The sequence below is a fragment of the Neorhizobium sp. R1-B genome (assembly GCF_004368875.1).
GTDB lineage: Bacteria > Pseudomonadota > Alphaproteobacteria > Rhizobiales > Rhizobiaceae > Neorhizobium > Neorhizobium huautlense.
In genome coordinates this window covers 103,611-124,769 of sequence record NZ_SOEM01000011.1, presented here as the reverse complement: position 1 = coordinate 124,769, position 21,159 = coordinate 103,611, and the positions used below count along the sequence as shown (strand labels likewise).

General features: G+C 59.6%; 19 protein-coding genes and 1 pseudogene. 1 reads left to right on the top strand and 19 read right to left on the bottom strand.

Annotated features, from left to right (window positions below):
- Positions 1-63: 63 nt before the first annotated feature.
- The 10 genes and pseudogenes from EDE05_RS16455 to EDE05_RS16415 form a co-directional block, all read right to left on the bottom strand.
- Complete coding sequence (locus EDE05_RS16455; RefSeq protein WP_132411318.1) at positions 64-810, bottom strand: SDR family NAD(P)-dependent oxidoreductase; 747 nt, start codon at positions 808-810, stop codon at positions 64-66.
- 9 nt (positions 811-819) lie between these two features.
- Positions 820-1,137, bottom strand: a complete 318-nt coding sequence (locus EDE05_RS27240) for a DUF296 domain-containing protein (protein WP_245505150.1) — start codon at positions 1,135-1,137, stop codon at positions 820-822.
- A 534-nt stretch (positions 1,138-1,671) separates the two neighbouring features.
- Positions 1,672-3,315 (bottom strand): annotated as a pseudogene (locus EDE05_RS27235) (acyl-CoA synthetase); the annotation flags it as partial.
- Complete coding sequence (locus EDE05_RS16445) at positions 3,312-4,481, bottom strand: acetyl-CoA acetyltransferase (RefSeq protein WP_105373092.1); 1,170 nt, start codon at positions 4,479-4,481, stop codon at positions 3,312-3,314. The pseudogene EDE05_RS27235 and the gene EDE05_RS16445, both read right to left, overlap by 4 nt.
- Positions 4,482-4,497: 16 nt before the next feature.
- Positions 4,498-5,379 (bottom strand): IclR family transcriptional regulator, encoded by an 882-nt coding sequence (locus tag EDE05_RS16440; protein ID WP_132411316.1) that lies wholly within the window; start codon positions 5,377-5,379, stop codon positions 4,498-4,500.
- 35 nt (positions 5,380-5,414) lie between these two features.
- Positions 5,415-6,434, bottom strand: coding sequence for a TRAP transporter substrate-binding protein (locus EDE05_RS16435; RefSeq protein ID WP_132411314.1), 1,020 nt, complete (start codon positions 6,432-6,434; stop codon positions 5,415-5,417).
- 47 nt (positions 6,435-6,481) lie between these two features.
- Positions 6,482-8,338 carry a TRAP transporter large permease subunit gene (locus EDE05_RS16430; protein ID WP_132411375.1) on the bottom strand — a complete coding sequence of 619 codons (1,857 nt, stop codon included), beginning with the start codon at positions 8,336-8,338 and terminating at the stop codon, positions 6,482-6,484.
- Positions 8,339-8,639: 301 nt separating this feature from the next.
- Complete coding sequence (locus tag EDE05_RS16425; protein WP_132411312.1) at positions 8,640-9,443, bottom strand: SDR family NAD(P)-dependent oxidoreductase; 804 nt, start codon at positions 9,441-9,443, stop codon at positions 8,640-8,642.
- 144 nt (positions 9,444-9,587) lie between these two features.
- Positions 9,588-10,166, bottom strand: coding sequence for a DUF2239 family protein (locus EDE05_RS16420; RefSeq protein WP_245505147.1), 579 nt, complete (start codon positions 10,164-10,166; stop codon positions 9,588-9,590).
- Between the two features lie 49 nt (positions 10,167-10,215).
- Positions 10,216-11,304 carry an acyltransferase gene (locus EDE05_RS16415; protein ID WP_132411308.1) on the bottom strand — a complete coding sequence of 363 codons (1,089 nt, stop codon included), beginning with the start codon at positions 11,302-11,304 and terminating at the stop codon, positions 10,216-10,218.
- Positions 11,305-11,495: 191 nt separating this feature from the next.
- On the opposite strand from EDE05_RS16415, the gene EDE05_RS16410 reads away from it, so the two are divergent.
- Complete coding sequence (locus tag EDE05_RS16410; protein WP_105373097.1) at positions 11,496-12,308, top strand: MBL fold metallo-hydrolase; 813 nt, start codon at positions 11,496-11,498, stop codon at positions 12,306-12,308.
- A gap of 71 nt (positions 12,309-12,379) precedes the next feature.
- On the opposite strand, the gene EDE05_RS16405 is transcribed toward EDE05_RS16410, so the two are convergent.
- The 9 genes from EDE05_RS16405 to EDE05_RS16365 all read right to left on the bottom strand — a co-directional run bounded on the left by EDE05_RS16405 (position 12,380) and on the right by EDE05_RS16365 (position 21,086).
- A complete protein-coding gene (locus EDE05_RS16405; RefSeq protein WP_132411306.1) occupies positions 12,380-13,303 on the bottom strand; it encodes a methylenetetrahydrofolate reductase in 924 nt (307 codons plus the stop codon).
- Between the two features lie 89 nt (positions 13,304-13,392).
- On the bottom strand, positions 13,393-14,805 hold the full coding sequence (locus EDE05_RS16400; RefSeq protein WP_105373099.1) for an aminomethyltransferase family protein: 1,413 nt from the start codon (positions 14,803-14,805) through the stop codon (positions 13,393-13,395).
- A gap of 128 nt (positions 14,806-14,933) precedes the next feature.
- Positions 14,934-15,638 carry a GntR family transcriptional regulator gene (locus EDE05_RS16395; protein WP_112800583.1) on the bottom strand — a complete coding sequence of 235 codons (705 nt, stop codon included), beginning with the start codon at positions 15,636-15,638 and terminating at the stop codon, positions 14,934-14,936.
- Between the two features lie 187 nt (positions 15,639-15,825).
- The gene (locus tag EDE05_RS16390; RefSeq protein WP_132411304.1) at positions 15,826-16,698 is read right to left on the bottom strand and encodes an NAD(P)-dependent oxidoreductase; all 873 of its coding nucleotides are present in this window, start codon (positions 16,696-16,698) and stop codon (positions 15,826-15,828) included.
- 15 nt (positions 16,699-16,713) lie between these two features.
- A complete protein-coding gene (locus EDE05_RS16385; protein ID WP_132411302.1) occupies positions 16,714-17,769 on the bottom strand; it encodes a 4-oxalomesaconate tautomerase in 1,056 nt (351 codons plus the stop codon).
- 25 nt (positions 17,770-17,794) lie between these two features.
- Positions 17,795-18,466, bottom strand: coding sequence for a 4-carboxy-4-hydroxy-2-oxoadipate aldolase/oxaloacetate decarboxylase (locus EDE05_RS16380; protein WP_207914848.1), 672 nt, complete (start codon positions 18,464-18,466; stop codon positions 17,795-17,797).
- Complete coding sequence (locus EDE05_RS16375; RefSeq protein ID WP_105373104.1) at positions 18,466-19,194, bottom strand: PIG-L deacetylase family protein; 729 nt, start codon at positions 19,192-19,194, stop codon at positions 18,466-18,468. The genes EDE05_RS16380 and EDE05_RS16375 overlap by 1 nt, the downstream gene beginning before the upstream one ends.
- A gap of 15 nt (positions 19,195-19,209) precedes the next feature.
- Entirely contained in the window at positions 19,210-20,166 is a 957-nt protein-coding gene (locus EDE05_RS16370) for a VOC family protein (RefSeq protein ID WP_132411298.1), read from the bottom strand.
- A 266-nt stretch (positions 20,167-20,432) separates the two neighbouring features.
- Complete coding sequence (locus EDE05_RS16365; protein WP_105373106.1) at positions 20,433-21,086, bottom strand: TerC family protein; 654 nt, start codon at positions 21,084-21,086, stop codon at positions 20,433-20,435.
- Positions 21,087-21,159: the final 73 nt, after the last annotated feature.

The window sequence follows — 21,159 nt, the reverse complement described above, 5'->3', positions numbered from 1 at the left end:
AGGCGGTTCACGCACCCCTTTTCATGAAGATATTGTCATACAGGAAAACTGTGCCGGATCGGATCAGGCCATCAGTCCGGCTGCCGTAAAACCACCATCTACGGCCAGGATCTGGCCGGTCACATAGGAGGACTGTTCGCCGTCAACGAGGAAGGCGATAGCCGATGCAATCTCCTCCGGTTGACCATAACGACGCAATGGAACCGTGCGCTGCCATTCCTCCCGTGTCACCGCAGTATGGTTTTCCTTGACCATCGGGGTTTCTATCGGCCCGGGTGCGATCGCGTTGACGCGGATCAGGTCGTCAGCGAGTTCAACGGCCATGATCTTCGTCAGCGTGATCAACGCGCCCTTGGAAGCGCCATAAGCCGAGCGACCGAGATTGCCTTTTATCCCGGAAACCGAGGCAATATGGACAATCGAACCGCCGCCATTCTCCCTGAGAACCGGGGCCAGCGCCTGCGATAGCGCAAAGGCGCCGATAACGTTGACCTCATAGATCTTCCGCAGCATGTCGGTCGTCGTATCGGCAAAACGCGCATTGGCGGCAATACCTGCGCTATTGACGAGCGCGGCCAGCGGCGCATTGAGCGTTCGGCATCGGTCGGCCAACTGCGCGACCGCCGCTTCGTCCGTCACATCAAGCGGCGCAAGCGTGATCGCGTGACGATTGCTAAGCCGCTCGCCCAGACGCGCGAGGGCCGAGGCATCCCGGTCGGCGGCAATGACATGCCAGCCGGCGTCAATCAGAAGCTCCGTCGTCGAAAGGCCGATACCCGATCCCGCACCCGTCACGACGACACTTCGCATGCCATTCTCCTAGTTTCCGACAATGACCAATTCGAAGGTGACGCCAACCGGATTATCGCCGCGCGCAAGCCGCCCCTGGTAGATGACGCCGTCCGTATCGACGACCGCCGCATCCAGCGTTGCGCGCGGCCCCTCGGCTGTCTGTTCCAGCAGCCCCGTCTCGACAGCGATCTCGGTCGCCAGGCAGGCAACTCGTCTCCCATCCTCGAACACCGGCTCATTGATGCTGCCGATGCCGAAGATCCTCCCGCTTTCAATCCCGTGCTGATGACACACGTCCTCGATTACCGTTGCGATATCTTCGTTCGGCCGCACCCGCAGCAGCATGCCATTGCCTGACCCGCTTTCGCCCTTGGCGGAAAACAGGGTGAAATTTGTTTCCGGGTCGGGGATCGAATGGAAGGTAGCGGTTGCGCTGCCGTAGCCCTTGACCGTGACTGGCTCACTCACCACGCTGTCGAACGGCAGGACATGGCCCATTCGAAGCCTGTTCTCGCCTGTATCCCAGATACCGTGGCAATGAAGGAAGGGCACACCATCGCGTTCGCCGAATATGGCGGTGGCCTTCTCGAATCTGCCGCCCGCCGACGGCGCAAAAGTCGCGCTGTACCAGGCGGCATGGTCCTCGTCCGGGGAAAAGGCCGGAAGCACGTAGCTGAACGGGTCGCAGGCTCCGCCTTCGATATTGACGAAACCGCCTTTGCAGCCCGCATCTGCAAAAACTCGCGCTACGCCGGCGAGAAAGACTTCGCCCGGTCGCAGCTCGCCTTCGACAGGCCTCAATTCAGTCCGCACCGCCTCATGCCGGATTGGCGCTACAGGTCCCGGATGTTTGAGCTGACGCAGCATCGGTTTTTCATGAGCCGGCTTGTGATCAAGCTCGCCTCTCGCCTGAAGTTCTTCGCGGATCATCTTCTTGGTGATCTTGCCATAGGCGGATTTCGGCAGCACATCCCAGAAGATGAAGCGTTTCGGGATCTTGTAGCGAGACATCTTGCCGTCGATGAATGCAAGCATCTCTGCTTCTGTAACGGTCGTGCCGGGCTTTACGACGCAGACCGCATAACCCACCTCCCCCCAAAGCGGGTCCGGCACGCCGAGCACCGCCACCTCACTGATCGCAGAATGGGTGAGCAGCTTCTCCTCGATCTCGCGGGGATAGACGTTCGAGCCGCCGGATATGTACATGTCGGATGCACGCCCGGTGATATAGAGAAAGCCTTGATCGTCCATGTGGCCAAGGTCACCCGTTCGAAACCAACCGTGGCGGAACGCTTTTTCGTTCGCTTCTGGATTATCGTAGTATCCGGCGAAGACCGCCGGTCCGACGACGCAGATTTCCCCAGTCTCGAAGGGCGGGACCTCTTCACCTGTATCATTCTGGATCGACACCTGCATGCCGGTACGTTCCATACCGCAGGTCCCGATCTTCACGCCTTCCCCGTCTTCCGCCGAATGAAGAGCCGGCGGCAGAACGGTGATCGCGCCCGTTACCTCACCGAGACCGAAATACTGCACGATGACGGATCCCAGGCTCTTCAGCGCCCGTTTCTGATCCTCGCGGTACATCGGCGCACCCGCATAAATCACATACCGCAGCGAGGAGTGATCGTATTTCTCCGCCGCCGGGTGCTCGACCAGGAGCTTGAGGATCGTCGGCACGGTGAACATGGTCGAGACGCGCCATTTCTCGATCAGCGCCCATGCCGCATCGATGTCGAACTTTTCGGTCGGCAACAGGATCGTCTTCGCCCCATGCGCAACCTGGGTCAACTGGTGCACGCCGGCCCCATGCGACAGCGGCGCGACGACCAAAGCCGCATCGGCGGAAGTAACGCCCGGCATCAGGTCGCAGAGATGGTTATTAACCACGAAATTCATCTGGCCATGGGTCAACACCGCCGCCTTGGGCCGCCCCGTCGTACCCGAGGTGAAGAAGAACCAGCAAGGATCATCTCTCTCGACCCGCTCATCGAGAGCCGCCCGTCCAAGAAATTCCTCGACAATTTCGTCGTATGAGGGACCGAATTCCGCTTCGCCGATGGCGATCACGAACCCGATCTGGGCACTCGTCTCGCGCGACACGCGCGCGTGATCGGGAAAAGAGACGTTGCAGATCATGCCCTTGGCGCCGCTGGCCTTGGCGAGATAGGCCACTTCTTCCGGGGTCTGCCGAAAATTGGTCGGCACCCAGACAGCGCCAATCCGGAAACAGGCGAACATGGATTCGAACATCTGGTTGCAGTTCTGCGACTGAACCAGGATGCGGTCACCCTTGGAGACCCCAAAGCGCTGTTGCAAGGCAGCGGCCATGGCATCGATACGCGTCTCGAATTCCTCCCATGTCCAGGTCTTCTCCGCCCAGACGAGTGCCACCCCCCGGGGATCGCGGCGCCTGGCCTGCGTCACGAAATGCGCGAGATTCATGACTCGTGTCGAGCAGGGCACAAGCCCTCCCTTCGGCTCGGCAGGATTACTGGCAGACACCGAAGTGACGGCGTTCATTTCGTCCGCTCCAGAATGGAGACGTAGTTGGCGACAGCCGCACCGCCCATATTGAAAACCCCGGCAAGGGTGGCGTTCGGAATCTGCATCTCGCCTGCGTCGTCACAGAGTTGCATTGCCGCCATCACATGCATGGAGACGCCAGTGGCGCCGATCGGATGCCCCTTGGATTTGAGCCCGCCCGATGGATTTACCGGCAAACGGCCATCCTTGCGGGTAATGCCTTCACGAATAACCCGATAACCCTCTCCGGGTGCCGCAAGTCCCATGGCTTCATATTCGATGAGTTCTGCGATCGTGAAGCAGTCGTGCGTTTCGACGAAATCTAGATCGTCGAGCGACACACCCGCCTCACCAAGCGATTTCTGCCAGGCCCTGCGCGCTCCCTCGAAGGCGATCGGATCGCGCCGCGACATGGCGAGGATGTCGTTGGCATGGTTGCGCGCCTTGAAGGCGACAGCCCGTTTCATGCCGGCGGCAACTTCGGGTGTCGCGATGACCAATGCGGCTGCTCCATCCGATACCAGCGAACAATCGGTACGGCGCAGCGGCGCTGCTACGTAAGGATTCTTGTCCGACACGGTGTTGCAGAAATCGAAGCCGAAGTCCTTCTGCATATGCGCATAAGGGTTCTTCACGCCGTTTGCATGGTTCTTCGCGGCGATCATCGCCAGCTCTTCTGAACGGTCACCGTACCGCTGAAAATAGTGGCTGGCGATGCGTCCGAAGAGGCCTGCAAACCCCCCTTCGACATCCGCCTCCTCTTCGCGATAGGAAGCGGAAAGCAATATATCGCCCGTTTCCTTTGTCGGGAGCGCCGTCATTTTCTCCGCGCCCACGACGAGGGCGATCTTGCCTCGGCCGGAGGCGATAAAATCGAGCGCTGAATAAAGGGCCGCCGAACCCGTTGCGCAGGCGTTCTCCATCCGCACCGCAGGCACGTGGTCCAATCCGTCGGCAGCCATCGCGACGAGAGCGCCTTGAAAGTCCTGCTTGGAAAAGCCGTTGTTGAACACCCCGACGAAGATCCCGTCGACGTCCCTTGCCGTGATCCCCGCGTGTTCGAGCGCCGGATTGATCACCTCGGCCATCAGCTCCCTGGTCGATCCGGCTTCGGACTTGCCGAATTTCGAATGAGCCCAACCGACGATCTGTGCTCCTGCCATGACCTTCTCCCTTGTTTCAGACCCGTTCTGGCGCCCGTGTGCGCGCCGCCAGCTGCGGCTTTGGAATCGGCGCTTTTTCGCCGCCGAAAAGCGCCTTCAGCTTGCCTTGGACTCGCTCCACCTCCTGGCGCAGCAGTGCCATCAGTTCTTTCTGCCGCATTTCATTCATGCGGCTGTCGATGGCCGCTATGGACAACGCCCCGGCGAGACGGCCATCCGGCAGCAGGATCGCCATTCCTATTCCCCAGGAATTGGCAATCACTCTTCCTGGGTTCAAGGCGTAGCCCTGTTCGCGCGTCCGGGCGACATCTCTGCCGATGATTTCCGGAGAATAGCCGGGATACTGGGCCGCGACGACCCCTTCTATTCGGTCGATTATCGCCGCCACTTCTGCATCCGGCAGAGCCGCGAGCATAGCAAGCGACCCCGCACCGACACCCAGTGGATTTTGATCGCCCGCGAGAAGAGCGTGCGTTCGGACTGGAAACGCCCCTTCCTCGCGATGCAGGCAGACGGCATAATCGTCGCGCCGCATGGAAACGAAACTGGTGTCGCCTGACGCGGCGGAAAGCCGCTTCAGGCTTTCGCCAGCCATTTCCAGCAGGCCATGCCGGCGCGAAGCCAGCATGCCGAGCACGTAGAGCTCCCCTCCGAGATAATACCGGCGGGTTAGCTCATCCTGTTCCACCAGGCGGGACCGCATCAACGCCATGAGCAATCGCCGGGCGGTGGGTTTGTTCAATCCGCTTTCGGAAACCACATCGCCAAGGGCAATGCCCTTTTCCGCACGGCGGCCGACGATGGAAAGTAGCTGCAAAGCCCGTTCCACCGCTTGCGCGCCGGTTCCCGAAGCCGCGCTCTCCGACAGGATCGACGGGATTTCCACATTCCGCTCCATAGATGAGCCTCTATCTGGCGCCTGGTTAGTCCTGCTTAGCCCAGCGTTTTGCCGACGGCTTTTTCCAGGATCGCCCAGGCTTCGTCACCATACTTGGCTTTCCAGTCCTTGTAGAAATTCGCGCTGCGCAGCTTTTCCTGGAAAAGCGCACCGTCCGGCTTGTTGAATTTCATACCCTTACTCTCGAGCTCCACTTGGACGGTGGCATTCAGTGCCATGACGTCCTTGCGCTGCAGCTCGGCTGCCGCGTTGAAGTGCTTGGCGACGATCTGCTGCAGGTCTTCAGGTAGCGCCTGCCAGGAGCGGCGGTTGAGCAGGATCCAGAAACCGTCCCACATGTGGTTGGTCAGCGAGACATATTTCTGCACTTCGTAAAGCTTCGCAGTCGCAAGGATGGCAAGCGGATTTTCTTGGCCATCGACGATGCCGGTCTGCAGGGCCGTATAGGTCTCTGCGAAGTTAATCGATGCCGGTGCCGAACCAAAGGCGGTGAACATCGAGGTCCAGAGCGGGCTGACCGGCACGCGAATCTTGAACCCTTCGAGGTTTTTCGGAGACTCGATCGGTCCCTTGGATGAAGTGATCTGGCGGAAACCGTTGTCCCAGATCTTCTCAAGCGTCAGCAGGCCCTTCTTCTCGATCTCTCCGCGGACGTATTTGCCGAGCTCGCCGTCCATCGCCGGCCAGACCTGATCGTAGCTGGGGAACGCGAACCCTACACCGTTCAGCGACGCATTCGGGACGAGCGTCGAAAGAATGATCGGCGACAGGCTGAACATTTCGACGCCGCCGGAACGCACCTGGCTCAGCATGTCGGTATCGGCACCGAGCTGGCTCGAGGGAAAGATGTTGATCGCCATGCGGCCGCCGCTCTCCTCCTGAATCTTCGCCACCGCTTCCTTGGCGCGAATGTTCATCGGGTGGGTCAAAGCCTGGTTGTTCGCGAACTTGTAGGTGAACTCGGCGGCATTCGCGGGCCGCGTGCGGATCGAAAATGTGGTGGCGAGACCGGTCGTGGCCGCGCCCAAAAGAATAGTTCTGCGATTGACGTTCATGAAATCCTCCTCCGATTTCAGTTCCCGGTTATGCGTTTCCTGCCCTCTCACAAAAAGGCGGTGGAAAAATAGGGCACAGCTGCGATCACCAGAAGGCCGATCATCAGCGCGCCGATATAGGGCCAGATGGCCTTCATGGCTTCGTCCGGCGAAACATTGCCGATTTTACACGCGATGTAGAAACCGATGCCGATCGGAGGGGTCATGAGACCGATATTCATCGCCGTCACCACCACCATGGAATAGTGAATGTCGTTGATGCCGAGCGAGCGAGCGACGGGGAACATGATCGGTGCCATCAGCACGATCGCCGGCAGCCCTTCGAGCACGCAGCCGAGCACCAGAAAGATGAGGATGGTGACGCCCATGAAGGTCATCCAGCCGCCCGGCAGTCCCTGCACCGCATCAACGAGCTGGGCGGCAAAACCGGTCTGCGTCAGCGCCCACGCCATGGCCGAAGCAGCTCCCAGGATCATCAAAATTGCACCGGAAAGTGCCGCGGTCTCAACCAGCATCGAATATAGCCGGCCATAGCTGATGCCGCCATAAAGCAGGACGCCAATGATCATGGCGTAAAGCACGGCGATGGTCGAAACTTCGGTAGCGGTTGCAATGCCCTCACCGACCGCCGTGCGGATCAGGAAAGGCAGCACGAGGGCCGGCGCCGCGACCAGAAGGGCTTTCTTGACGACCGGCAACGGCGCCCGGCGCACGCCGGCCATGGATTCATGCCGCGATTTCCACCGGGCAAGGACAGCCAACACCAGGAGCAGCACCATGGCGATTGCAAAGCCGGACGTAAACAGGCCCGCGATGGAAACTCCGGCTGCTGATCCCAACACGATCAACACGATCGAAGGAGGCACGGTCTCGGCCATGGCCGCCCCGGTCGCGAGCAGCGCAATCATCTCCGGCGGCTTGTGACCGCGCCGTTTCATTTCGGGAAACAGCGCCGGCGCAACCGTCGCCATGTCCGATACTTTAGAACCGGAAATACCGGAAACGAGAAAAAGCGACCCGAGCAGCACATAAGACATGCCGGCGCGCACATGCCCAAGCAGCGAGGCCAGGAATTCGACGATCGCCTTGCCCATGCCTGTCGCGTCGAGGATGCAGCCGAGAAGGACGAAGATCGGCACCGAGAGCAGGATAATGCTCGACATGCCTTCGTCGATGCGACCGATCATCACGAAAACCGGTACCGAAGTGGTGAAGGTGAGAAAGGCGAGCGTTCCGAGGCCGAAGCAGAAGGCTATCGGCACGCCGAGCACCAGAAACAATCCCACGAAGCCGACCAGAAAGATTGGAATATTCCAGTTGCCGATCTGCTTGAGACTGGGTCCCGCAACCCACAGAAGACCTGTGATTGCCGCGATCAGAATTATACTACCGGCAACGCGCCTGACGCTTGACCCTCTAAGCCCCTTGGCCAGCGCCAGGATCAGCATCAGGGCGATACCAACAGGCAAAGCGGCTGCTCGAAAACTCATCGGGATATTGAGCGCAGCAGACGTAATGAAGGACTCCTCGATTGCATATTCGTAGGCGGGCAGCAGCATGGCCGCGAGGAACACCGCCATTAATAGCATCGTCAGGGTATGGGCCAGGTCCTGCAGCCTTCCGGGCAGCATCCCCACGAACAGGGTAAGCCTCAGATGCTCATTGCGGTCGACCGCCATTGCGGCTCCGAGCATTGCGAGCCAGAGGAAGGAAATCGAGGCAACCTCGTCGATCCAGACGATCGGAAGCGAAAAGACATAGCGCGAAACGACCCCGGTCAGAAGCAAGCCAATCACCGCCACAAGCAGCATGGCTGCGACCCACTCCACGGGACGCATCCAGATCGACCCGCGCTGCTGTGGAGCTACACCTTCAAGGCCGGCAAGCAACGAAGCCTCGTCCATGGACTCGATCACGTTGTTCGCTGCCGTCACAACTCACCCTCCTCCGAACAGGCGCACGCGAAGGCCGAAAGCAGACGGGGAAAGCGGCTCACCGCGAATTTGAAACCGCAACGCCTCCTCACCGGCGTCGCCGTTCCTCCCTGTCTCAGGCTCCTCCAGCCTCAACAATAGTCCACTTTCTGGACCTGGTTCTCTCCGAACTCCCCAAACTCTGCGCGAGCTTCGTCAACTAGGCAAGCGTAAAATCGGTACAGAAGGAAAAATCTTCTTTTCTGGTTCATATCATGGAACAAGAATCAGCTCAGGTGATGCTCCCGGAGACCGTGACATGCAGACCTCCGTCCACCGGCAATTCCACGCCGGTGATGTATTTCGCCTCATCAGAGGCAAGGAAGACGGAGGCCCAAGCAATGTCCCAGCCGTCTCCCTGCTTTTTCATAGGTGCCAGAGCATCGCGTCTGGCTTTCATTTCTTCCGCCGAACCATAATAGCCACTTATCTGCTTCTGGATGTGAGGCGTATCCATGACGCCGGGAAGGATCGTGTTGGCGCGGATGCCTTTTGCGGCATATTCGATCGCGATGGCCCGCGTGAAGTGGTTGAGGCCTGCCTTCGATGCATAATATGAAACATAGGGATAGCCGGTCCACCTGATGGATGCGAGCGACGAGATATTGATAATAGCACCACCTCCCTGCCGCTCCATAATCGGCAAGACCGCCTTGCAGGTCAGGAAAGCGCTGGTCAGATTGACGTCGATCACGCGCCGCCAGCTTTCCTCGGTCGCCTCCGCGGCACCGCCCGGAAGATTGATGCCGACATTGTTGTGCAGCACATCAATGCGACCGAACCGCCCCATGGTCTTTTCGATTACGGCAGCGATATCATCGGATTTGGTCACATCAGCGGCAAGCGCCAGACCGACGCCACCCTCGGATTCGATCACCTCAAGAGTATTCTCGGCAGCGTCCCTGTTGACGTCGACACAGACGACGCTTCCGCCTTCGCGAGCGTAGGCAACAGCCGCCGCCTTGCCGTTTCCGAAGCCAGGTCCTACTGACCCCGCGCCGAACACGACGACGATCTTGTTCTTCATGCGATCCATGCGTTAATCCTCCCGCTCGCCCTCCAGACGGCGAGACGCAACTTAAGCACCTCGGAGCTGCCGGTCCATGTTCAATCCCGAACAGGATATGTGCAGAAACGTGCCCGCTTGGCTGAGCCAGTTGCCGAAGCATTGCCGCAATCGCTATTCTTGCTCAGGGCTCGAAGTCGCGAAAGCACCTTCGGCCAGATGTCTGGCATGGTCGCGGATATCCTTCGGCCATGGCGCGACCAGATCGGCAAACCGGTCAGCCTGCCCTGCATAGAGCGCTCGAGCCGCCTCTTCGTAGCCCGGCTGATCGCCAGCGAGCGCCTGCATGAAGCGATCGGCAGCCTCCTGAGCCTGTCGCTTGCGATTGTCGGGATCACCGGCAGCCCGCGCAGATTCGACCAGTTTCCGCAATGCGACGGATGCACCTCCCGGTTGCCGGTTAAGCCATTCCCAATGCCGCGGCAACAGCGTCACTTCGCGAGCGACGACACCAAGCTTCGGACGCCCCGGCCGCCGTTCCGTCGGCTCAACGGAACTTTCGGCGCCCGTCGGTAGGCGCGCAAGGCACTCCTCCACATCCCCACGCAGGTCGAGATCGACTGGCCGCCCAGTAGCGTCATCGAAGATCAGAACTCCGCTTGTTTCCTCGGCTTTCAATGCCGTGACGACTTCGACCGGCGAGCCGCCGACGATGCGTTTATCGCCCTGAAAGGCGGTCCAACTGAGCTTCACCCCGCTTCTCCTCATTTCGGAAATGATTTATCCGGGTAAAACTGCAGGGTCAATCGGCTTGGATTGCCCGCTGCCTCAGACGAGAGACGCCATCCTCGAGCCGCCGGGCGAATTGGATGATGACCCGCCGAGCGGCCGGTTCCAACCCCCTGGCGATCAGCCATGACAGGAGGAAGAGGACCGCAACCAACGCGACGCCGACTATCCAACGATCATCTTCCGTGCCGAAATGAGCGAAGACGGAGTAGCCGATGTTTTGATGGAGCAGATAAAGGGGGTAGGTCAGTCCGCCCAGGCCCATAGCCAGGCCAGGAGCAATCCGCAGTGACGGCGAGAGCGCGGCAATGGTCATGACCGCAAGCGCTGCCGGACCTATAATGGCCAGGCCGACAACCTGCCGGCTCAGGCCATAGGTCTCGACGAAATCCGATTCGGTGAGGAAAGGCGTAAACATGGCCCAGATAGCGGCTGCGCCGAGGACGCAAAGATTTCCAGCCGAACGATGCCGCTGGGTTTTGTAGAGCACCAAGCCGAAGGCGAAGTAACCGGAATACTCTGTGATCAGCAGTTTTTGCAGGACGCCGCTTCCGATTGCAATTTCATTGCAAGCGGAAATGCTAAGCCACAGCAGGATGAGCATGCGCCAGCCGCGGTCGAAAAAGCCTGTTGCAATCAGCAGAAATATCCAACCGTAGAAGATGATCTCGTACGCAATCGTCCAATAGGCACCATCGAGGAAAGGCTGGCCTAGCGCTCTTGACAGGATGACAGCATGCGCCATCCACTGCTCAAGCGTCGGGGGCTGGAGGGACGGTACCGGCATGGCTGTCAGAACGATGGCGGTAATCGTCGCGCAGACGATAAAAGTCGGCCAGAGCCTGGCCACCCGCCCGACCGCAAATTCGTAAGCCGAACGTCCTTCTGCCGACATCGTGATGACATAGCCGGAAATGGCAAAGAAGATCAGGAGGCCGGTGTCGAACCACATGGCCAGCGGCGCAAGCTCCGGAAAACCGATGCCGCCGCCCTCCCCGGAAATCTGCATGCGGAATCCGTAGTGGAACAGCAGCACCATCAGTGCCGAAATGAGGCGCAGCAGATCCAGGTTAAGGATACGTGGCGTCTTCCCAATCGTCATCGACACCTCTCACAGGACAATTTGCGGCATCTTATGGAATGAGCCTTTGAAAACCGTGAATCCATCGGAAAGAATATGAATAGATCTGACCGGTGAGATCTTCCCGCACGCAACGTCTTCCCTTTCCGCCGTGAATGGCGTTTCCTCTTGTCTTGCGAGCGGATTCGGTCAGGACATCGAGGAGGATTCCCATGACGATCTTTGTTTGCTCCGCCTGCGGCACATCCTTCGATGACGGCGAGCATCCACCAAGAACATGCCGGATCTGCGCCGACGAGCGCCAATATGTGCCGACCTCCGGACAGGTTTGGACGACGCCGGAAAAACTTGCTCTCGCACACCGGAATACGTGGTTTCAACTCGAGCCGGGATTGATGGCCATCCAGACTGTTCCGGCCTTCGCCATCAACCAGCGTGCGCTGCTTCTGCATACGCCGGCCGGAAACGTGCTCTGGGATTGCATTGCTCTGCTTGACGAAGCAACTAAAGCAATTATCCACGCGCTTGGCGGCCTGAGCGCAATTGCCATCTCGCACCCTCACTACTACACGACGATGCAGGACTGGGCCGCCGCATTCGACGCGCCTATTTATCTTCACGCCGCGGATAAAGAATGGATCTGCCGTTCCTCTGATTACATCCGCCTATGGGAAGAGGATGCTCTCGTCCTTTCCTCCGCCGTCACGCTTGTTCATGGCGGAGGACATTTCGCCGGCGGTACCGTATTGCATTGGGCCGGCGAAGATGGGCAGGGCGTGCTGCTTGCTGGAGACATCGTCCAGGTAACTCCGGGAGCAGATCACGTGTCATTCATGTGGAGTTACCCCAACATGCTGCCGCTCAGTGCCGCGGAGGTAGCGGATGTCGCCGAACGATTGGCGCCATGGCCTTTCGAACGAATCTACGGCGCCTTCTCTCACCAGAATGTGCGACAAGGCGGGCAGGATATCGTGGCGCGCTCTGCGCGCCGCTATATCGATCGGATCAAGAACCCCAACCAGTGATAGGCAATCTGTCGGCCGAGAACACTCGTGTCTGCGACATCTGCGATTGATGCCTTGCCCGACTGACGCCATCACGGCGTGATCGCGCGCTCCCCGGATATCTGTTCATTCATCCATTCGGCGCCGGCACGAATACCACCAAGCGGGAAGACATGGATGCGGTCGATCAGGCTTTCCGGATGAGCCGCTTTGTATTCGGCGATCTCCGTCAGAAAATCGGTGGGCTCATATGGCACCAGCAGCTTGCTGAGATCCATCGCACGCCGCTGCAACACGCTTAACGAGGCACCAACACCGCAGGAGACAGCAAACTTGATCAATGTCTGCAGCTTGGTCGGTCCGGCGACGCCGAGATGGATCGGCAACTTGATGCCGGCCGCAGCAATCCGCTCCGCCCAGGCGATCACGGGTTTGGCATCGAAAGCAAACTGGGTGACGATTGCCATCTCCGCATCGGTGCGCTGGGAAAAAGCCTGCTTGAACTGCAGCGCTTCGTCGACGATCTTCGTACCGCCGCCGGTATCTATGTCCTTGTTGCCTTCCGGATGGCCAGCGACATGCAGGCGTTTGAAGCCATAGCGATCGAATAGACCGGATTCGATCAGCTGGATCGAGCTGTCGAAATCGCCTGCCGGCGTCGTCACCCCACCCCCGAGCAACAACGCCTGATCGACACCGGCTTCGTTTCTGTAACGCTTGATCCAATCTTCAAGCGTTGCGACACTTGGAATGATGCGGGATGGGAAGTGCGGCATCACCGCAAAACCGTCCTTGGCCAGACGCTTGGCCGTTAAAACCATATCTTCGATTGGCGTGCCATCGATATGGGCGATATAGACCCGCGTGCCTTTTGGAAGAAGGACCTTGAAGTCTTCTATTTTAGCCGCTGTGCGCGGCATGACTTCGATGGAGTAGTCAGTGATGAGATCCCTGAAGCCAGCCGGCTCGGTGGATTTCTCCTCCTGCTTTCCCTTGAAAAGATTCAAAAGTGCCATAATCGATCCTCCCCCGTCTAATCCGAATGAACCTCCGGCCAAGATGGACGGAGCGGCGTGCGAGACCCATGTTCTCGCACGCCTGAAGATCAGAGGGCTTTCTTTGTGCGCCAGCTTTCGGCGTAATTTTCACGTGCTTCCTGTGCGTAGGGCACTGCAGCGACGCGAACGCGGATCTCGGCCTGGCCGTGGCCTTGCTCAACAGAGGTCTTGGAGGTCCCGCCGTCGGGCTCGCCCCAGACGAGCGTCAGGATATCGTTTTCCTTGATGTCAGCATCAACGACGCCGAGCGACAGCATTGAACGCTCGTTGTAGCTATAGCCGTTGAACATCGACAGGCCGACGACCTTGCCGTCCTTCAGAACCTTGTCGAAGCTCGAGGAGGCGTAGTTGGAGAGTGGGAAGTCGATCCACTTCTTGGCCTGTTCGCCCGGCTGGAAGGCCGAGGCAATTATTTTGACGACGTCGTCGGAATTCCATTCGAAGGTGACCTTGCGGCGCTGCGGGGTTGCCTTCTGCTTTTCGACGGCGGCGCGGCCGACGAAGTCGTGGTCGAACTTGACGTAGACGCCATAACCCAGCTCGTAGGGGTTCAGGTAATAGTCTTCGATATTGTCGGAAACGTAGCTGCCGCCGATCGAGCCGCTGGCTTCATAGCTTTGGGCAGAAAGCCAGTCGCGATATCCTTGCAGTTCATCACCGGTGTAAATCGCCGGAAGCGGCGACGGAATCCAGCCGGATTCCAGGGTGTTTGTGGCGTAGGCGCGGCTGCCGACCGGGCGCAGGTCGACGCCGGCTTCTTCAGCTGCCTTGATGATGGCGGCGCGGACTTCGTCCTTCTCCGCATAGGGACCCCAGATTTCGAGACCCGGAGCGCCGGCCATGCCGTGGCGCAGAGCCTGAACCTTGCGGCCGCCGACATTGATCCAGTCGACGTGGAAGAACTTGATCTCCGGGATCGGCCCGCCGTTCATCTTTTCGAAGACCTTCGGCGCGTCCGGTCCCTGGATCTGGAACCTATAGTGGATGCGGGTGACCTCTTTGCCGTCCGGACGGGAGGGAGATCGCGGATCGTGTGTCAGCTTGACATTATATTTGCCGAGAGAAGCATTGTAGAGCAGCCAATTGGCAGTCGGCGCGCGACCGACGAGAACGAACTTCTCCTCGGTTTCGCGGAAGATGATCATGTCACCTATGACATGACCGGCCGGCGTGACCGGAACGTAGTGTTTGGCGCGGTCGACACCGAAATTGGCGAAGCTGTTGATCGCCAGGCTCTCCAGGAACCTAGCGGCATCGGGGCCTTCGACGACAAGTTCGTCCATGTGATGGGACTGGTCGAAAAGAACAGCCGTTTGCCGCCAAGCAGCTTGTTCGGAGCGCCAGTTGGAGAATTCTGGAGCAACCACAGGGTATACATAGATCCCTGTTTTGGAATTGCGAAGATGCGTGACCGTGTTGCCCGCATCCTTCAAAACTTGGGTGAGATTGGCCTTGGTCATAGAATTCCTCCCTATGGCTTGAAGTTTAATGTATACATGACGCCATCTGGGAGGAAATTCAAGGGAAAATATTCGAGGTCAGCGCAGCCTCCGGCCTGCGCCGTCGGAAGTGCAAACGTGGTGCTGCATCAGGAGTTGAGCAGAACGAGGCCGGGGACGGTCAGCAGCAGCTCGGGATTCTCATAGACTGCGTATTCGAGGTTCTTGCGGGCAATGCGCGCATGTTCCCGCGCGAGAAATTCTGCTCGCGCTCCCTCCCGCCCGACGATCGCAGCAACCAGAGAACGGTGCTGGTCCTGAGCGATATGCAGAGACTGCCGGAACGCCGCAACATGCGTTCGGCTGGAAAGAAATGCCGATGGCGACGCGAAGGGCAAGCGCGTCGCTCGCTCCACTTCCCGCTGGATGACTGGGCTGTTGGAAAGTGCGACCAGAGCCGCATGGAATTTTGCATTCGCCTCGGAATAGGCTTCCAGGTTCACCTCGTCCGGGCCATCCCCGAAACATGTCTCGAGCCGCGCCAGGATTTCATGAAGCTGATCTATTCCCGCCTGCGACGCCCCGCGCTCAGCGGCAAGCCGCGCTGCCGTTCCCTCCAGGACTCCGCGCAGCTCAATGGCGTCCACGGCGTCCGCGTAGGTGAAGCTGCGTACGACGAAGCCACCGTTCGTGAGCCGATCAAGCAATCCCTCCTCGGCAAGACGCGACATAACCTCGCGGACGGGTGTGCGGGAAATTTGCAGCGTCTCCGCCAGCGGAACCTCGAAAAGCCGGGTGCCTCCGGGATAATCGCCGCTCAATATCTTCTTGCGCAACTCCATCAGAGCCCGCATCGTATGAGTGTTTCTCGAAGTTTCTTCCAAATCAGCACCTGTGCTCTGCGGCGAGGTCGGCACAGCCCCACCCCTCGATCCCGAAATCTTAGCCACATCTGATCAATTGGCCAAGCGCCATGTATACAGCCTGGCTGTGCATGCCCAGCACCGGCAGATCAGAGACAGGGGCTGGAGGATGAGTACGCTATCTCGACTGACGGCGGGCAGCCAGAACGCGCGCGACTGTCTGCCTGAGATTTCCCGCAGTTTTTGGGCCGGTTGCTGCCATCTCGTCCTGCACGGCGGCAATTTCCCGGGCAAGCCCGCCGTTGAGGCCCAGGGCATCAAGCGTCACGCCGCTTTCCCTCATTTCAGCTGCACGACGGCGGCCATGGCGCGTGGTTCGTTCAAACTGGTAGTCGGCGAATCTGGACCAATCGAGGCCAGGGAAGCTCCGAGACAAGGATGACAATATCTCTTCGAAACAGCCAGATGCCTCTGCCGCCAGGAGGGCCTCGACCGTGATCGCTTCCAGTCCTTTGACAAACACGGAACGCACCATCTTGATGGCAGTCGCCGCTCCAGGCGCGTCACCAACCAAATCCGCCTCGAAACCGAGACTGCGAAAGTGCCCCAACAATTTTCCTGCCTCTCTGCCGGCAAGAAGTACCGGGGTCGCGTGCCCCTTCGGATGGACCGGGGCCATGACGGCCATGTCGAGATAACCGGCGCCCGTCTCGTTGATAAGCGTGGCAGTCTCCCGTTTGCGGCCGGGCGAGACAGAATTGATGTCGATCAGTAGCGCGCTTTGACCGAGATACGGCGCGATCGACTGGGCAGCCTTGAGGCTCTGGTCGGCGGTCACGGCGCTGAAGATCCACTCGGCATCCGCAAGTCCCGCAGGTGATGCTTCCGGCCGGACCCCACGGCTCCCCATCGCCATCCGCATCTCGCCCGCCCTCTCGGCATCATCGAGCAGGAGGTCATAAGCGCGGAATTCGCCGTTATCGAGCTTCGGCGCAAGACTGTCGTGAAAGGCGCGTGCCGCTTCGCCAAATCCCAGAAATGCGATCCTCATAGCCGTATCCTACTCTCAATCGCCGAAAACCACGCCGTCGAACAGTTTGCGCGCCGTGCGCAGCACCGCCGCACGATGCACCTCGCCATCCCTCATCGTGGCGATGACGCTCATCTCGCCGGTGGGGTGCTCGATCGACAGCAGCTTCTCGTCACCGTCTGGAATGACGGCTAGTTCCGAAGCCGGCCCTTCCGGCAGGAGGCAGGCCGTCGCCACGCTGACCGCGCCGAGCACGCCGATCGCGTCGTGGCACGTATGCGGGATGAAAGTGCGGGTCGAAATCGCTCCGCCGGCGGTTGGCGCCGAAACCATGGTCATCTTCGGCACCGATTTTTTGGTGACATCGCCGAGGTTCATCATCGGCCCGGCCTTCAGCCGGATCGCCTCCAGCCTGGCGCGAAGCTCCTGGTTGGCTTCCAGCTCCTTCGGGTCTTCGTCGCCTTTTATGCCGAGCACGTCGGCACGCATGACGACACAGGGCATGCCGTTGTCGATCAGCGTGCAGGCGACGCCTTCGATCCCATCGACCGCATTCCCGGTCGGCAGCAGCGCGCCGCAGGAGGAACCGGCCGTATCCGCGAACACGATCGGCACCGGCGCGGAGGTTCCCGGCACGCCGTCGATCCGGGCTTCGCCCTTGTAGGTCACCCGGCCGCCGGGCGTCTCGATCGTCGCAATGGCGATCTGCCCGGTATTTTCCATGAAGATCGAAACTTCGGTCTTCTCGCCCTTCACCGGCACCAGCCCGCGCTCGATGGCGAAAGGCCCGATGCCGGCGAGGATATTGCCGCAGTTCTGCGCATCGGTGACGATCGGCTGGTCGACGAAGACCTGCAGGAAGAGATAGTCGACATCGACCCCTTCCCGTTCCGACTTCTGCACCACGGCCACTTTCGAGGTCAGCGGATGAGCGCCGCCCATTCCGTCGATCTGGCGGGAATCGGGCGAGCCCATCGCCCGCAGCAGGAAACTGTCGCGATCGGCCGGCAGGTCTTCGGCCAGAAAGTATCCGCCTTTGGATGTGCCACCCCGCATCCACATGCATCGGACGCCGGTTTCGGTTTTACTCATGACCGCCTCCGCTCTTTTGCAGCGCTCAGATATACTTCAGGCCCTTTTCAGCCAGCCGGCCCCGCATCTCATAAATGTCGAGCCCGAGTTCGCCGGCGGCGAGCCTTTTGCGCTTGTCGTCCTCGGCCGCAACACGGGCTTCCGCCTTCTTTGCAACCACTTCAGCTTCCTCGCGCAGCACGACACAAACGCCATCATCATCGGCAACGATCACATCACCCGGGCGAACATAGGCGCCAGCGCATACAACCGGTACGTTGACCGAGCCGAGTGTTTCCTTGACTGTGCCCTGTGCGAAGATCGCCTTCGACCACACGGGAAACTTCATCTCCGTCAGATCAGCCACATCCCGAACACCCGCATCGATGATCAATCCCTTGCAACCGCGCGCCTGCGCAGACGTGGCGAGGAGATCACCGAAATAGCCGTCCTCGCAAGGGCTGGTCGGGGCGAGCAGCAGAATGTCGCCGGCCTTCAGCTGTTCGATCGCCACATGCAGCATCCAGTTGTCGCCCGGAGGTGCGGAGATAGTGACGGCACTCGCCGCGAGGCGTGCACCCGGAAAGATCGGCCGCATATAGCTGGCGAGCAGGCCCTTGCGGCCCTGCGCTTCATGCACCGTGGCAACGCCGCAGGCGGCCAGCCGGTCGATGACCGACTGATCAGCACGCTCGATGTTCTGAACGACAACCGACATCAGAGTTCATCCACAGTACGGGGGAAGACGGACTGGAAGCCTTCGGCGTGGGTGGACTTGCGCCCGCCGGACTGCCCGCCCGAATTGCGCATGAAATGGTTTCCGCGGTTTTCCGCGACGTTCTTGTAGTAGTGCCACAGGTGCTCCTGGCCCTCCATGCACTGGATAGCCGCCCACTTCTTTTCCCAGACGGGCGAGATGTCGAGGAAAACATCCGGTTTCCATTCCATCTGTTCGGTCTGGTGCGGCTCGAACAGGTAAAGCTGCGGCGCGCCGAGAACCTTTTCCCCGGGATTGTGGCCCCAGGCCTGGGCAATCATGCGGGCGTCAAGTGCCACCTGTGTCGCGTACATGTGGTCGGTATTGTACGGGTCCCATTTCGAATGAGAGAGCATGAATTCCGGCTGAACCTTGCGGATCACGTCGACCAGCTTGAACTTGGCGTCCTGATCGACGACCAGTGGATAGTCGCCGAGATCGAAAAACTGGATGTCGGTAACATCGAGCGCTTTTGCCGCGTTTTCCGCTTCCCTGCGGCGCTCGGTCTTCACCTTTTCGAGCGTCATGCCCGGGTTTTTCCAGAGCTTGGCACTTTCGCCGCGCTCGCCATAGGACAGGCAGACTACCGTAACGTCATAGCCCTTTTCCTCGTGCAGCGCGATCGCGCCGCCGCAACGCCAGACGAAATCCGCCGAATGGGCGCTGATGACCAATGCTGTCTTTGCCATGGGATGCCTCTTGATTTACTTATGCAGAGCCGGCGGCGTGCCGTGCGTGTGGAAGGTTTCGATCGTCTTCATCCCCCAGGCCTGGCCCTTCTTGCGGTCGGCTTCGGTCCAGACGACCGGCTTCCAGTCGGGCCGCAAGATCAGGCGGGCGCCTGCATTGGCGAGTTCAACGCGATTACCGGCCGGCTCCCAGACATAGAGGAAGAACGTGCCCTGGATCGCATGCTTGTGCGGGCCGGACTCGATGTGAACGCCATTTTCCAGGAAGATGTCGGCGGCGCGCAGGATATCTTCGCGCTGGTCGCAGGCATAGGTGACATGGTGGAAGCGACCATGCGAACCGGTTTGATCCTCGGAGCAGGCGAGGTCATAGGTCTTGTTGTTGATGGTGAACCAGCAGCCGCCGAGACGGCCGTTGTCGAGCTGGATCATTTCCGTCACCCGGCTGCCGAGCGCCGTGATCATGAATTCTCGCATGAGGCTGACATCGGCGGCGAGCAGATTGACGTGGTCAAGGCGCCGAGGACACGTTCCGCGGCCATGGTAACGCTGGGCGATGTTTTTTAGTGCCGGCTTTTCCTCCGGCGGCGCCACATATTCCCTGGTGTCCCAGTAGAGTTCGAACAGGTGACCGTCGGGGCTCTTGAACTGGTAGGCGCGGCCATGGCCAAGATCGCCTTCCATCCAGCCGACGCCCCAGCCCTTTTCCTCAATTACTTTGACGCGCCGCTCAAGCGCTTCCACGGACGATGTGCGATAGCCGATATGACCGACACCCGTGGTATGGTGCTTGGTGAGCTTCAGGGTATGGAATTCGTAGTCGTCGAAAGCTCGCAGATAAACGCTATCGCCTTCACGCCCATTTTCCGTGAGCCCGTAGATGCGGGTGAAGAAATCCAGACTTTCATCGAAACGATCAGTGTAGAGTTCCACGTGACCCAGATGGGCGACATCGTAACAGGGTTCGGTCATTGGGTCTGTCCCGAGCGGTTAGCTCATAGGCGCCAGGCGGAAAGACGCCTTCTCCTCCAAACGAAAGCCGCGTCCTCCACCTCAACGCGGCCGGCGACGAACGCCGCATCATGGTAAAGGCATAAAAGCAGATCGTCGGCATGACGAATAGGTTCTGCTGCAGGGCCATAAGTTTTGATTGAGGAGGGGATAGGCTCGCGAGCAGCGAGCAAGAGTACCGGTCGTGCAAAGGCGGCGCGGTGAAGATCTCACCGCGCCGCGAATAATCAGCCGCCGAGATAGGGCATGACTTCCACCGCGCCGCGCCAGATCATTTCGAGCGCCACGTAGAGGATCACGGCAAGACCGACATAAGCGATCCACCGGTGCTTGTTGAGGAGACGCGCGATAAAGCTTGCGGCGACACCCATGAGAGCGATCGACAGAACCAGACCGAAGATCAGGACTTCAGGGTGCTCGTGGGCTGCGCCGGCGACAGCCAGGACGTTGTCGAGCGACATTGAGACGTCTGCGATAACGATCTGCCAGGCAGCCTGCGAGAAGGTTTTGCGCGGCGCGCCACCGGCAATGGTGCCGTCTTTATTGAGATCCACCCCTTCGAGCGCCTCAGCCGCCTCGTCCTCCTGCTGATGCGGTGTACGCAGTTCTCGCCACATTTTCCAGCAAACCCACAGGAGCAATACGCCCCCTGCAAGCAGCAAGCCGACGATCTGCAGCAACTGCGTGGTAGCAAGCGCAAACCCGATACGAAGAACAGTCGCGGCAATGATACCGACGAGGATTGCCTTGGCCCGCTGTTCCTTCGGCAGTCCAGCTGCAGCAAGACCGATGACGATCGCATTATCGCCGGCAAGGACAAGATCGATCATGATAACTTGCAGGAGGGCAGATAACGCCTCTGCGGTGAAGATTTCCATCATTTGGCACCCAATCTCTTATGGCGTGGAATGCCTCATGTCGCGATGGTAGTTCAGCAGGAGCATACGACTGACA